Annotated in this window: 10 protein-coding genes; 6 read left to right on the forward strand and 4 right to left on the reverse strand. The window is 53.2% G+C overall.

The window, feature by feature from the left end:
• The first annotated feature begins 375 nt into the window (after window positions 1-375).
• Complete coding sequence (locus tag B347_RS0100810) at window positions 376-2,250, forward strand: DUF294 nucleotidyltransferase-like domain-containing protein (RefSeq protein ID WP_019407826.1); 1,875 nt, start codon at window positions 376-378, stop codon at window positions 2,248-2,250.
• A gap of 11 nt (window positions 2,251-2,261) precedes the next feature.
• A complete protein-coding gene (locus B347_RS0100815) occupies window positions 2,262-2,975 on the forward strand; it encodes a 3'-5' exonuclease (protein ID WP_033386851.1) in 714 nt (237 codons plus the stop codon).
• A 101-nt stretch (window positions 2,976-3,076) separates the two neighbouring features.
• Here B347_RS0100815 and B347_RS0100820 read toward each other — a convergent pair whose 3' ends face one another.
• Together B347_RS0100820 and B347_RS0100825 are read right to left on the reverse strand one after the other, a co-directional pair.
• Window positions 3,077-4,744, reverse strand: a complete 1,668-nt coding sequence (locus B347_RS0100820) for a BCCT family transporter (protein ID WP_019407828.1) — start codon at window positions 4,742-4,744, stop codon at window positions 3,077-3,079.
• Window positions 4,745-5,331: 587 nt separating this feature from the next.
• Window positions 5,332-6,408 carry a YkvI family membrane protein gene (locus B347_RS0100825; RefSeq protein ID WP_019407829.1) on the reverse strand — a complete coding sequence of 359 codons (1,077 nt, stop codon included), beginning with the start codon at window positions 6,406-6,408 and terminating at the stop codon, window positions 5,332-5,334.
• Between the two features lie 648 nt (window positions 6,409-7,056).
• On the opposite strand from B347_RS0100825, the gene B347_RS0100835 reads away from it, so the two are divergent.
• The 4 genes from B347_RS0100835 (at window position 7,057) to B347_RS0100850 (ending at window position 9,876) form a co-directional block, all read left to right on the forward strand.
• Window positions 7,057-7,578, forward strand: coding sequence for a 2,4'-dihydroxyacetophenone dioxygenase family protein (locus B347_RS0100835; RefSeq protein ID WP_019407831.1), 522 nt, complete (start codon window positions 7,057-7,059; stop codon window positions 7,576-7,578).
• Between the two features lie 11 nt (window positions 7,579-7,589).
• A complete protein-coding gene (locus tag B347_RS0100840; protein WP_019407832.1) occupies window positions 7,590-8,408 on the forward strand; it encodes an SDR family NAD(P)-dependent oxidoreductase in 819 nt (272 codons plus the stop codon).
• 10 nt (window positions 8,409-8,418) lie between these two features.
• Window positions 8,419-9,429: a zinc-dependent alcohol dehydrogenase gene (locus B347_RS0100845; protein ID WP_019407833.1), complete on the forward strand. Its 1,011-nt coding sequence runs from the start codon at window positions 8,419-8,421 to the stop codon at window positions 9,427-9,429.
• A 63-nt stretch (window positions 9,430-9,492) separates the two neighbouring features.
• Complete coding sequence (locus B347_RS0100850) at window positions 9,493-9,876, forward strand: VOC family protein (RefSeq protein WP_019407834.1); 384 nt, start codon at window positions 9,493-9,495, stop codon at window positions 9,874-9,876.
• 58 nt (window positions 9,877-9,934) lie between these two features.
• On the opposite strand, the gene B347_RS0100855 is transcribed toward B347_RS0100850, so the two are convergent.
• Window positions 9,935-11,227 carry a carbohydrate porin gene (locus tag B347_RS0100855; protein WP_019407835.1) on the reverse strand — a complete coding sequence of 431 codons (1,293 nt, stop codon included), beginning with the start codon at window positions 11,225-11,227 and terminating at the stop codon, window positions 9,935-9,937.
• A 175-nt stretch (window positions 11,228-11,402) separates the two neighbouring features.
• The gene (locus B347_RS0100865; protein WP_019407836.1) at window positions 11,403-13,172 is read right to left on the reverse strand and encodes a sigma-54-dependent Fis family transcriptional regulator; all 1,770 of its coding nucleotides are present in this window, start codon (window positions 13,170-13,172) and stop codon (window positions 11,403-11,405) included.
• Window positions 13,173-13,375: the final 203 nt, after the last annotated feature.

The following is a 13,375-nucleotide window of genomic DNA, read 5'->3' on the forward strand; positions in this document are numbered from 1 at the left end:
ACGGCGAAGGCAATCAAGCTGTCGTGACTGCGCTCGACAGCCCCCAACTCTCACAAACGTTCACAGCGGCATCGAACTAAAGATGCGAAGTGTGAATGGCGCAATCACCCAGCCTGCTCTGCATATTGAAGCGATATATAAACGCCATACCGATTCAAACACGGTTGAAAACAGCAACCCTTATTAAAGTAAACTCCTGAGCGCCTCTAGCTATTGCACCCTGTTCGAAACAACAACTCACTCGGCACTCCCAAACGATATATCTCTGACTAACGAGGTAGAGGTGTTTTCTGCCCACCTGACAAGACAAAACATAAATGGCGATATATATTTGACGCTCACTCATTGAAATCTGTTCGCACACTGAGAGGCTGCATGCAAATCGAGCTACAGGAAATCAGCGACCATCTTTCTCGTTTCGCGCCCTTTGATACGCTGTCCAAGGAGTCGGTTGACAATATTGCCCGACACGTTGAAGTGAGCTATTTCAAAGCGGGAACTGACATTCTTGAAGCCGGTTCGTCCATCCAAGACTTGCATTATGTGCGCAGCGGGGCAGTTGAGATTTACCGGCGCAATGGTGAATTGCATGATCGGCTTGTTGAAGGGGATATTTTCGGCCAGGCCGGTCTGCTACGCAGTAACAAGGTCCGATTTCCAGCAAGGGCGTTGGAAGATAGCCTGATCTATTTCATTCCTGCCGATGTATTCGCTGAATTGTGCGCTCACCATGATTCATTTGCTGATTTTGTAGAGGCAGAAGGTCATTCACGGCTAAAGTCCGCCGTCGAAGCACAAGGCAGAGCCAGCGAGCTTATCCAACTCAAGTGTCGAGCGATTATTTCACGCTCCTTAGTATGGGTGAATGCCAATGCAAGCGTGAGCGACGCAGCCAAGAAGATGACCGAGCAAAGCGTTTCTTGCGTATTGGTTATGTCGACAGCAGATCTGCAAACAGCTCAGATCGAGGGCATTGTTACCGATCGAGACTTGCGAACTCGCCTTGTCGCTGAAGGCAAAAACGCTGATGAAACACGTATCAGCGAAATCATAACTGCGGCCCCGGTGACTATCAGTGCCAATGACTCGGTGTTCGAGGCCATGCTGATGATGCTGCGCCGTAATATCCATCACCTGCCTGTTTTACACCAAGGTCGTCCCATTGGCCTGATCAATCTATCGGACATCATCCGATATGAGTCGCAGAGTAGCTTGTACTTGGTTAATCGAATCTCGAACCAAACATCCGTTGAGGGGCTGAGGATACTGTTACAAGACTTACGCGGCACTTATATCCGCATGGTCCGCGATGGAGCGACAGCCCACATGATCGGCAGTGCGATTTCAGGCATTGGCCGCGCCTTTACTCAGCGTATTTTGGAGCTAGCAGAAAAAAAACTTGGGCCGCCCCCAGTGCCGTATTGCTTCATGGTTCTAGGCTCGATGGCTCGTGACGAACAGTTACTGGTCACAGATCAAGACAATGCTTTGATATTGGACGACGCGTTCAACCCTGAGCTTCATGACGCTTACTTTCGAAGTTTGGCAACCTTCGTCAGTGATGGCCTTGCTGCGTGTGGTTATAGCTACTGCAAAGGCGCAATCATGGCGACTAATGACCAGTGGCGCCAGCCCTTAAGGGTCTGGCGAAATTATTTTGAAAGCTGGATTGAAAAGCCAAACCCCACGACACTTCTACACAGTTGTATTTTTTTCGATCTCGATGGCGTTTATGGGCAACTTGAGTATGTGCGAGAGTTACAAAACTTATGTGCTACGAAAGCGAGAGCACATCCTAGCTTCCTAAATGCAATGGCTAGAATTGCGCTCAATCGCACCCCGCCTCTGGGGTTTTTCCGTACGTTTGTCGTTGAGACAGACGGACAACAAAAAAGAATCATCAACCTTAAGGGCCGCGGCACAGCACCGCTCACCGACCTTATTCGCATCCACGCGCTGGCATGCGGCAGTAACGCTCAAAATTCGTTTGATCGCCTTGACGCTATAGCGGCCAGCAATTTAGTACCTCCTAAGGCAATCAAACACCTGCGCTACACCCTAGAATTTTTATCAATCGTGCGTATTCGGCACCAAGTTGAAGCACTGGAACAGGGCGCAACACCTAACAATTATATTGAGCCAAGAAGCTTCTCTAATAGCGAGAGGCACAACCTCAAAGAGGCCTTTCAGGTATTAAGTAACGCACAGAATTTCCTGCGATTCCGTTACCCTGCCAAGGGGCGGGTCTAACAGTGAAGGTCATGAATAAAAATATAACCTCTGATGTTCTAGACTGGTCAGCTCGATTCGAGGTTTTGGCACGCCAAGCAAAGAGCCCTTGTTTACGTCAGTTTTACCAAGCAGGCGCAGTGTCAGCCCAGACACCGATAGAACGTGTTCAACTGCTGGCAATGGACATAGAAACTACCGGGCTGGACCCACAGGCCCACAGTATTGTCAGTATTGGCTTGATGCCATTGACCTTAGAGCGCATACATTGCAACCACTCGCTTTATTGGGTACTGAAGCCAACATCTGAGTTGAATGACAAGTCGGTGACTTTCCATCACATCACGCATGCTGAAATATCAAATGCTCCGACTTTTTCACAAATTAGTGAACAGCTTTTGGCTGCAATGGCAGGTAAGGTGATGGTGGTTCATTACCGAAATATTGAGCGAGGTTTTCTCGACCAGGCATTGCGCAAGTCTCTGGGTGAAGGCATAGAGTTCCCGGTCATTGATACGATGCAACTGGAGGCTCGCGTTTATCGCAAGAAACTGAGTTGGTTTGCTCGAATCATGGGACGCAAGCCAGAATCCATCCGATTGTCTGACAGTCGCGAGCGGCTCAATCTTCCTGCCTATCAAGCCCATCACGCACTGACCGATGCCCTTGGAACCGCGGAGTTGCTTCAAGCACAAATAGCCAATCGTTACAGCCGCACGACGCCTGTTGGCGAGTTATGGGACTGACCCATCTATTGCAAAAGCGCGCCTTCAGCCTTAAGGGCTGAAGGCGCTGTCTGTTGTTACGCTTAGATAGACCGAGCGGGCTATACCCACTCAATTAATCTTTAGCGCGGTTCAGACATCAGACCTTTAACAAGGGATATACAGCCGATCAGCAATACTATTGCGAAAGGCAACCCCGTTGATACAGCCATTGCCTGAAGCGCCACCAGTCCTCCCCCCAACAAAAGCGCAATGGCGATCACACCCTCAATAACAGCCCAGAACACGCGCTGAGGTACTGGCGCGTCAACCTTGCCACCCGCAGTGATTGTGTCGATGACCAGTGAGCCTGAGTCCGAAGATGTAATGAAGAATACAAGCACCAGAACAATGCCTAAGAATGAAGTGATGTGCATAAGAGGAAGCTCTCCGAGCATTGCAAACAGCTTCAATTCCAAAACAGCATCCTTAACACTTGAAAGCCCCTGTGCAGTGGTTTGATCGATGGCCGTTCCACCAAACGTCGTCATCCACAAGATAGAAACCAATGTCGGAACGAGCAACACTGAAACCAGAAACTCCCTTACCGTTCTGCCACGACTGACACGAGCGATAAACATCCCTACAAACGGAGACCAACTGATCCACCACGCCCAGTAAAATGCCGTCCACCCTTGGGTAAACTCGACATCACTGCGGCCAAACGGATTGGACAGCGCAGGAAGGTACTCTACGTAACTAACTAGGTTTTTGAAAAACCCGGAAAATATCACCAATGTCGGCCCGGCCACGACGATAAACACCAGCAAAAGAAGAGCCAGACCCATATTTATTTGGGACAGCATCTTCACGCCTTTATCCAAGCCTGAAAGTACAGACCAGAGAGCAATAAGTGTGATAACAACAATGAGTATCACTTTACTCAAATTGTTAGACTCGATACCAAACAGGTATTCAATACCCGCTGCGGCCTGTTCAGCGCCAATACCTAGAGACGTTGCCAAACCAAACAAAGTAGCAAACACAGCCAAAATATCAATCAGGTGACCTGGCCATCCCCAGACGCGTTCACCCATTAACGGATAGAAGATTGACCGAATAGACAGTGGCAAGCCTTTATTGTAGGAGAACAGAGCCAATGACAAAGCGACGATCGCGTAGATCGCCCAAGGGTGTAAGCCCCAATGAAATATGGTAGAAGCCATCGCCAAGTCAGAAGACGTCTTCATATCTCCTGCCGCGCCTTGCAAGGGAGCCCAGTCAGTTCTTACACCGCTTGCATCAACGGTAATACCGCTCATAGACGCGGCATAGTGAGACATGGGTTCCGCCACACCATAAAACATTAAACCAATGCCCATGCCGGCGGCGAAGAGCATAGAAAACCAGCCGATATAAGTATAATCCGGCGTTGCATCTTTACCGCCCAACCTAACTTTACCCAGCGGGGATAATATCAACGCAAAACAGAGCAGTACGAAAACATTGGCGATACTCATGAACAGCCAAGCAAGATGCCCCGTAATCCAAGCCCGAATAGCGCTAAATAAAGGCTCTACTTCATTCTGTAACGACAGCGTCAGGATGACGAACAACAGAACAGTGGCAGCCGAAATGATAAAAACCTTGCCGTGTATATCCAGTGAAAATGAAAACTCCCCTTTAATATTATCTTGACCAATGACGTAGTCAGTATCAATCAGGTTGGCTGCCCCGCTCGGCGCCGGGATCCCATCCTCACTCGAGGTGTGAGGGCTTGCGGGTTGATCATTCACAGGTTTTTGCCCCATGAGAGCCTCCTTATTTGTGGCACGCTACAGCGCACGATTATTCCTGTCCCTACTCAACATAGGCAAAACGAGTTGCTAGCACAGTCGAGTCTATAAAACTCTGTGAGTTAAGCGTTCACGTCCTCTTATGTAAATCTCTAAATTCCAGAATACCTACCTGAAACCTCTCTCTCAGTCAGCATAGATGGCCTATTAGTTCCATACCATAGACCTCAAATCTTGCCCTTAGGCAGCGCTGCGTGGGTTTCGATTCCGGGCCGAATCTGCATTTCATAATGGTCCCACGTCAGGTTTTATCCTGCTCTGGCCCCCACCTCATCGAGCAGACTCGGCTCATTTTAAGGCGCAGTGAAGTAGTCGGTCGTCTGACCGGATGCCTGACAAAGGCTACAAATCGGGGTATGAGCGCGGGATGGTATCAACCGCTGTGTGGCGCGCTACAACAGCATTAGGCGCCACGCTTACAACGGTGACCACTCACCGGTAGAGGCAGAAAGACTAGCGGCGTGAGCATCGAAAAAATGTCCGAAATAATGGCATCCGTTCAAGCTCACGCCTACCGTTCTGAACGTCCTAGGCCTAAGGGATCAGGATGCAGCTTCCTGTGCTTTAGCAATGGAGCGGCTGCGAACCCAGTTGAAGCAAATAGCGAGAATCAGGGCAGAACCCACATAGCCGAGTAGCGGATAGACAGTGCCCACCAATTTACTAAAGCCCCCCAGGCTCAAGCCCAAACCTATGCAGACCGTGACCGCGCTAATCAACTTGAAACGGCTAGTTTCTGGTTTAGCAAAGCGGGCGCTGAATGCAAAAAACATCCCCACGGCCGTACTGTAGATCATGCAAACCAGTGCCAACGCCATCACGACCGAAAGCATTGGCGAGATTCGCGCTGCCAGCGCAAGAGTAGGCATTTCGATGTCTTGCAGCTGATTGATATTGGCAAACAGCCCGATGTTCAGCAGCAAGATCAGCGCCCCCAGACCAAGGCCGCCGAGTATGCCGCCGAGTGCGGCAGCCTTGGGTTGCTGGGTCATCCCACCAATAACAGCCAGCATCGGAAAACCGACAGCAATGTTGAAGGACGCATACAACAAGGCACCTACAAACCAGTTACCTGTGACCGTTTCGTTGTTCTCGCGTGCCACCGCATCGAGGGTTTCGATGGGGGCGTTGTAACTGAAAATCGAGTAAGTGGTGATGATCAGCACCATCGCCAGCAAGAAGGGCATGACCACACTGATCAAGTCGATGATGCGCTTCACGTTCATGCACAACGTGGCAATCACCAAAACCATCATCAGCGCGCCACCGAACAAGGGAGGCAGATCGTACTCCTGGGAAAAGATCGAGCCGCTACCGGCCAACATCACCACGCCGACGCCGTACAGGAAGAAAGACAGCACTACGTCGACGACCAGGCCGAGGCGTGCTCCAAACAGAACGTAGAGAACCTCCTTGTGCGAGCTCGCTTGCATCTTTGAGCTCATTCGAGCGATTTGCATGCCCAGGAAGGCAAACATCAAACCGCTCACCAGAGTGCCGACAATACCTATAAGCCCATAGCCGGTGAAAAACTGAAGTACCTCCTGCCCAGAGGCAAATCCACCACCAATAACAACGGACATGTAAGCAAGGGCAATCTGGATCGATTGTTTATTCATTAAACTATTTCTCATTCTTAGACTTATTAGATGCATGGCAATGAGAGGCGGTGACGGCTTCTCATTTCCAAGGAGCAACTCGCTTCTGTACAGAACAACCCTGAACGCAGGTTTATTGTTTTAAACATGGGTAAGGGCCCGCCCGCAGTATAGGAAGTGTTAAGCAGGTTTTTTAACTATATAAATCAATTTATCCAGTGACAAACAGGCAACAAGCCTCCTAAAACAGCACAAAACCATTAAACATGGGTATAAAAACAGCATATTCACTAGAAACATTAAGAAACAAGTAGTGTTATATAAATCAATCCCTTAGCGAACAATCACACAATGCTCGATTAATGATTGGCAGCTACTGACTTAATCAAAACCACCATTCAGCCCTTGAGCGAGCACGATTTCAGCCTTGCAATTGACCGAGTTGCGCGTCACCGCCAGCGATTGCTCTTGGCTCATTTACAGCCTGCTGACTTGATCAAGTTTGATCATAAAACTCATCACTTAAGGTAAGCCCTGCCTACTGTTCCACCTTCTCCGGCCCAGTAAATACAGCCTTTCCAGCCTTTGGCACAGCCTGTGCAAACGGTCTCTAATGCCTGGTTGCGCTTGCGTACCAGCCCTATAAAAAAAATGATCCGAGGCCTCTCCATGTCCAATACCGTTAAGCCAAATGTTGTTCAACTGCCCCCTGAACCCCATGCCGCCATCGTTGATCGATACGCCCTGCACGGCGGTCACATTGGCATCGGTGAAAACGAGTCACCCTGGGTGCCATTCGGCGACAGTGCTGCGATCCGTCACCTCAGCTTTGATGTTCGCACTGGCAGTGTCTGCAACATTCTATGGGTCAAGGGTGGCGGTCGCATTGGTACCCACCGCCACCGCGCAGCCGTCTCAGCCGTCACGCTTGAAGGCAGTTGGGGCTATTACGAATATGACTGGATTTCACAACCCGGCAGTTTCGTCTACGAAACACCCGGCACCGCACACACCCTCTATTCCGATGACCCTCAGGGCATGAAAGCGCTCTTCTGGATTCACGGCCCCATCGAGTTTTTTGACGAACACGGCAATCACACCGAAACAACCGACGTTTTCTGGTTCATCAATCATTACGTCAGTCATTGCGAAAAACATGGCTTGCCGATCAACAAGGCGTTGTTTCTATAAAGGTGATTAGCATGAAATGTTGGGAACGATTTGCCGTAGAAGGCCTGACGTGTGTGGTCACCGGGGCCGCCAGCGGCATTGGCCTGGCCTACGCCGAAGTCATGGCCGAAGCGGGCGCCAAGGTCACACTGCTGGACATTGATGGTGAGTTATTGCACGAGCAAGTGACGCGCCTGGCAGCCCAAGGCTTGGACGTGCACGGCGAGGTCGTGGACGCCACCGATCGCTCGGCGATGTATGCCTGCTTTGAGCGCATAGGGGAACGCTACGGTCGACTCGACGTGGTATTCGCCAATGCTGGCATCGACTCCGGCCCAGGCTTTCTCGACAGCGACGGCCAGCGCTGTGCACAAGGCGCCCTAGAAAATCTTGAGGAAGCCCATTGGGACAAGGTACTGGCGACCAATCTGACCTCCGTGTTCACCACCCTGCGGGCAGCCGTGCGCTTGATGAAACCCAAAGGCTCTGGACGCATCATCGTTACCACCTCAAACGCTGCAATGATTAACGAAGCGATCGTCGGCACTCCCTACATGCCCGCGAAAGCTGGGGCAGCCTCGCTGGTGCGCCAAGCCGCCATGGAGTTGGCTCGTTTCGGCATTAACGTCAACGCCATCGCCCCCGGCCCCTTTGTCACCAATATCGCCGGGGGACGGCTGCGTAATCCCGCAGACCGTGCCGCCTTTGCACTGCGCGTCCCTCAACACCGAATTGCCAGCACCGAAGAGATCAAAGGTCTGGCGCTTTTCCTAGCGTCACCAGCCGCAAGCTACGTCACCGGCGCTCAGATCGTGATTGATGGCGGACAAATGCTCGGACGAGTTGATTGAGGAGACCACGATGCAAGCAATTGTTTTCAAGGCTATGCAGCAACCCTTACAACTGGCCACCCTACCCACTCCGACACCTCGGCCCGATGAGGTATTGATCGAAGTCTGCCGTTGCGGCATCTGTGGCAGCGACCTGCACATGACACATGACCCGGCGTTCGCCATTGCGCCAAACACTGTCCTAGGCCACGAATACAGTGGCCGCGTGATCGAATGCGGGTCACAGGTCAGCGGCCTGCGCGTTGGTGACCACGTAGCCGTGGCCCCGCTGCGCGGCTGCGGGCAGTGCGACAGTTGCCGCCGGGGCGAGCCCGCTTGGTGTTCGGATTTCAGCCTGCAAGGCGGTGGTTTTGCCGAATTTGCAACTGCCAAGGCTCACCAATGCGTGGTGCTCCCATCCAGTATCGGCTTAGCCGACAGCGCACTGGCTGAGCCACTGGCTGTGGCGCTGCACGGGATTGCGCGCGCGCGGCTGCGTCCAGGCGCCAAGGTATTGATCTTGGGAGCAGGTGCTATTGGCTTGGCCGTCGCTTTTTGGGCGCGGCGCTTGGGGGCAGCCAAGGTCTGCATCACCGATCTGGGAGAGTGGCAGCGCGAGCGCGCTTTGCACCTGGGGGCCAGCACATTTCTGGTGAATGACGCCAGCCTTGAGAGGCGTATTGTCGAAAGCCTGGGAGCGCCCCCAGACATTGTCTTTGAATGCGTCGGCCGCCCAGGGTTGATTGCCCAGGCCATAGAGTACGTGCGCCCTCGTGGCACGGTAGTCATCCTGGGACTGTGTACCGTGGCAGACAGTTTTGTGCCCTTTAAGGCGCTGTCCAAGGAGGTCAATCTGGTGACCTCAGCCTTCTTCAATCTCGACGAATTTCGCGCTGCCATCGACGTACTCGATAGCCCTCACGCGGTGCCTTTGGGGATGGTCAGCAACACCGTTTCGCTTGCGCAAATGCCGCAGGCCTTTGAAGCGCTTAGGCAACGCACTGATCAATGCAAGGTCATGGTTGCCCCTCAATTTTCCTGATGATTTCAACCTGCTCGCAGCCCTTAGGCGGCGAGCACTCTAAACCTGTGCTGGAGAATCAACATGAGTGTGTACACCCACGTAACGGTCGGCAGTAATGACCTGGCCAAAGCGCGCCAGTTCTACGACATCGTGCTCGGCCAACTAGGCTTGAACAGGCTAATGGACTTGGAAGAAAACGGTTCGATCTGGGGCGATAAAACCCCCGCCTTCTTCGTGCTTCGCCCCGCCAATGGTGCGCCTGCAACTGTTGGCAACGGCGTGACTGTCAGCTTCCAGGCGCCGAATCGCGAAGTCGTGGCAAACTTTCACACCGCGGCCATATCCGCTGGCGGCCGCTGCGAAGGCCAGCCTGGTCCTCGCAGTTGGGCACCGCATGCCTACGCAGCCTATGCACGCGACCCGGATGGCAACAAGCTGGCTGTCTATTGCTTTGAACCCGCCTGATTCACGTTGAGTCAATGGCCCACACCTGCGGCAACCGCCGCCGGTGTGGGCTCATGCGTTACAGCCCCAATGCCGTGCCCAAGTCGTACATCACCTCCAAAGCAATTACCGCACCGTTGCCGCTCACCGGCGCCTGCGGGTTGTAAAAGTTGTCTGGGTTGAAGACATATTGCACGCTGGGCTCCAACGCCAAGTCGCGAGTCACTTGCCAATGGGTATTGAGCTCAATACGCGAGACACCCCGCCGCGTACGCTCATTCTCTCCCGTCGCCAGCAAGCGCGTTTGCTCCTGCCACTTCGCCTGACGTGCTCCAAGGAGCAAATAACTGGCCTTTAAATTGATACTGTCCTGAGGCCGATCAAAAGGTCCCAGCCGGGTGATTCCCACCTCGGCGAAGTGCTCAAACGGCTGCATGTCATCGGCGCTCCACGACCAAGAGCCGAACCATTGCCACGCTTTTTCCGGCACCCGCGCATCGCCCTCGCGAGCCAGGGTTTGACGAAACTTGAAAAGTAATCCACTGCTGCCCCGACGAGACTTGCCATCTAGCGGGTCGGTCTGCTCGCCGCTGTTGTAAAAACCATTGAACTCATAATGGTAGGCGTATGGGGTCTGATCGAAGCCCTGCTCACCGCCCCATCCGGCCAATATCGACACACCGCTGGCATCGCCCGGGTCCCAATCAAAACCTTTGGTGTCCTTGAAATAATGCTGTGGGTTGGACTCGAACACGCCAGCATGCACATACCGCCCTTGGTCTGCTCGATAGCGCGAATACAAACTCCAACTGCCATAAGGGAACGGCAAGATACCCGTGGAGTTATCGATGACAGGATCGTTGCAGGTCACCACGTTGTTGCAGTTAGACATGTAGAAGTGCTGCTTGGCATTGCTACGGCCCACCACCAACTCCAGACGGTCTTCTAGCAGGCGCTGATTCCAAGTGAATCGCGCCAAATAACCGGAATCGATGTCGTTGTGCATGGGCGCTCCAGCAAAAAAGCTACCGGCCTTACCCTGCCAACTGTCCTGTGCTGGCTGACCTTCGCCCCGCATCCACGGAAAGAACACGTACTGAAAAGACACTGAAGCCCCTTCAATACCAGCTAACTTGGCCATGTCCGCCTCGGCGCCTGCGAACACGTTGCCGCTGTTGCCATACCTATACGGCTGCGGGCCGGTGTTCAGGTTCTTCACCGAGAGATTCCAGACCTGCAGGTTGAGTTTGATCGCATCCTCGGGTGCCAGGGCCTCAGCCATTAACGAGGTGCTGGCAAGTGACAGGAGTAATGCAGACAGAGGGGTAAGGCAAATCCCGGACATAGGCATGCTGCGCTGCTTAGCAATCATGATGCTCTCTCTATTGTTGTCATTATCAAGAGCGGCCATCGGGCCGCGAGAGCTACATCGCAAAGGCTATGCCAGCACTGCTGGCCACCGGCAACACCTTTAAATTCGGGCGTGCGGTGGCCTTTGAGGCGAAAAACATTTGATCAATTCAATCGGTTTTGATCATCCTCAATGATCAAGCCAAACCATAGGTCTTGAGCCGATACGCCAGTTGCGGTCGTGTCACGCCTAATTGCCGTGCAGCGGCCGAGAGATTACCCGCGCAGGTCTGCAGCACGTGCCGGTAATGCTCCACTTGCTGGCACTGGATCGATTGCTTGAGCTGCGACATGGGCGATGCGTTTAGATCCAACTCGGTCCCGCTGGCCTGGGGCGATGACACGCCCAAGCTGCCGTCGCCTCCTATGCTCAAACCGGGGCGCGGTGCCTGCTCCCCGTTGGGAAACAGGTGCTGAGTTCGAACTGAAGCATTGTTGGGGGCCGCAATCACCCCGCGCTCCACCAGATTTTGCAGCTCGCGTATGTTGCCGGGGTAATCGTGATTAAGCAGGGCTTCAACGGCTTGCGCGCTAAAACCGGTAACCTGCTTGCCATGCAGCGTTGTGAAGTGCTTAAAGAAATGCTCCATCAGCAACGGTATGTCATCACGACGTTCTCGCAACGGCGGTAGATGAATAGGAAAGACGTTGAGTCGGAAAAACAGATCCTCGCGAAAGGTGCCTTGAGCGATAGCGGTACGCAGGTTGATGTTAGTGGCCGCAACCACCCGCAAATCAACCTTGATTGGCTTGCTGCCTCCGACTCGCTCGATCTCCCCCTCTTGTAAGGCGCGTAGCAGCTTACTCTGCGCACTCAAGCTCAACGCCTGGATTTCATCGAGAAACAGCGTGCCACCCGAAGCGCGTTCAAAGCGCCCTGCCCGCGCTTGAGTCGCCCCCGTGTAAGCACCCTTTTCGGCACCGAACAATTCGGCCTCCAATAAACTCTCCGGCAGCGAAGCGCAATTGACCGCCACCAACGGCTGATCAGCTCGTGGGCTGAGTCGGTGCAAACATTTGGCAAATACTTCCTTACCAACACCTGACTCACCACTAAAGAGCACGGTGGCACGCGTTGGGGCAACCTGCGCGATCTGATGGCGCGCGACGCTGAATGCCGCCGAGATGCCCACCATATCGTCCTGCACTGGGAGGCTGCTGATGGTGGTGGTCGCTGTAGTACTGGCAGGTTGTGGCGCGTCGCTTTCCGTTGAGGACCAGATCGAATTCATCCGGATGAAATGGGCTGGGTCCCAATATCGTTGGGCCTCACTGTGCTCATGGTGAGGCAAGCGGTCGGCGGTATCTCCAACAATTCGACAAATGCTGCCACCTGCTGCAACGCATTCCACTTCGCGGTACACCACCAGTTTGCCTATAAACGCGCTGGCATAACCCGCCGCGTAACCCAGGGTCATCCAGCACACGGCCTCGTCACCAATACCGTAGTGCGCAATATGCTCGTGGGCTTCGCGAGAGTCATGCCACAGGTATTCGCCATGAAAATGGCCCTTCTCGATGTTCAGATCCAGGTCGACCGTTTCCACCCGCACCATGCCTTGCAAGGCATGCAGGCGACCGCCAGCAATGAATGAACTGCGCTCGTCGCCGCTTGGCCAACGCTTGCGCACTAAGGCGGCATCCTGGGTACCCGCGGAATAGCCAATACGCATCAACATGCGCTTGGCGCCCTCATGGCCAACGCTCTCGATCAATTCTTGGCGCAGCGCTCCCAGTGCTGTGGAGTGCAGCATGACCATGCTCTGATCATCCAGCCAGATACGCGCATCCTCATCGGAAAAGCGCAGAAACCGGCGAAGGTCTGCGGGTGTTGGGGCGCAGGTTTCATAGCCTTGCACGAGGCGAGCAGGCTGATGATGGGTAACCGTCTGAGGCGAGCGATTCATGCAATCTCCTAATTATTTTTGTTTTCCACCGCACGTGGCCGCGAAGGGAATTGGAGGCATCGGATTTGATCATCAATTTTTTCCCACCTTCATCAACGAAGATCAAGGTAGAAGCGCTGCAGAGCTCTTTAAAACTGTTTAACTTCAATAAGTTAGCTAATTAAATGAGTACTGGCCTGCCCTTTGCTATGTCATTGCCGACT

Source organism: Pseudomonas psychrophila HA-4 (assembly GCF_000282975.1).
GTDB classification, from domain to species: Bacteria; Pseudomonadota; Gammaproteobacteria; order Pseudomonadales; family Pseudomonadaceae; genus Aquipseudomonas; species Aquipseudomonas psychrophila_A.

What these genes read in the sequence shown, in the direction of transcription:
- B347_RS0100855 (WP_019407835.1), bottom strand. Translation starts at nt 11,227, where the DNA reads ATGATTGCTAAGCAGCGCAGCATGCCTATGTCCGGGATTTGCCTTACC.
- B347_RS0100815 (WP_033386851.1), top strand. Translation starts at nt 2,262, where the DNA reads ATGAATAAAAATATAACCTCTGATGTTCTAGACTGGTCAGCTCGATTC.
- B347_RS0100850 (WP_019407834.1), top strand. Translation starts at nt 9,493, where the DNA reads ATGAGTGTGTACACCCACGTAACGGTCGGCAGTAATGACCTGGCCAAA.
- B347_RS0100820 (WP_019407828.1), bottom strand. Translation starts at nt 4,744, where the DNA reads ATGGGGCAAAAACCTGTGAATGATCAACCCGCAAGCCCTCACACCTCG.
- B347_RS0100840 (WP_019407832.1), top strand. Translation starts at nt 7,590, where the DNA reads ATGAAATGTTGGGAACGATTTGCCGTAGAAGGCCTGACGTGTGTGGTC.
- B347_RS0100810 (WP_019407826.1), top strand. Translation starts at nt 376, where the DNA reads ATGCAAATCGAGCTACAGGAAATCAGCGACCATCTTTCTCGTTTCGCG.
- B347_RS0100835 (WP_019407831.1), top strand. Translation starts at nt 7,057, where the DNA reads ATGTCCAATACCGTTAAGCCAAATGTTGTTCAACTGCCCCCTGAACCC.
- B347_RS0100825 (WP_019407829.1), bottom strand. Translation starts at nt 6,408, where the DNA reads ATGAATAAACAATCGATCCAGATTGCCCTTGCTTACATGTCCGTTGTT.
- B347_RS0100865 (WP_019407836.1), bottom strand. Translation starts at nt 13,172, where the DNA reads ATGAATCGCTCGCCTCAGACGGTTACCCATCATCAGCCTGCTCGCCTC.
- B347_RS0100845 (WP_019407833.1), top strand. Translation starts at nt 8,419, where the DNA reads ATGCAAGCAATTGTTTTCAAGGCTATGCAGCAACCCTTACAACTGGCC.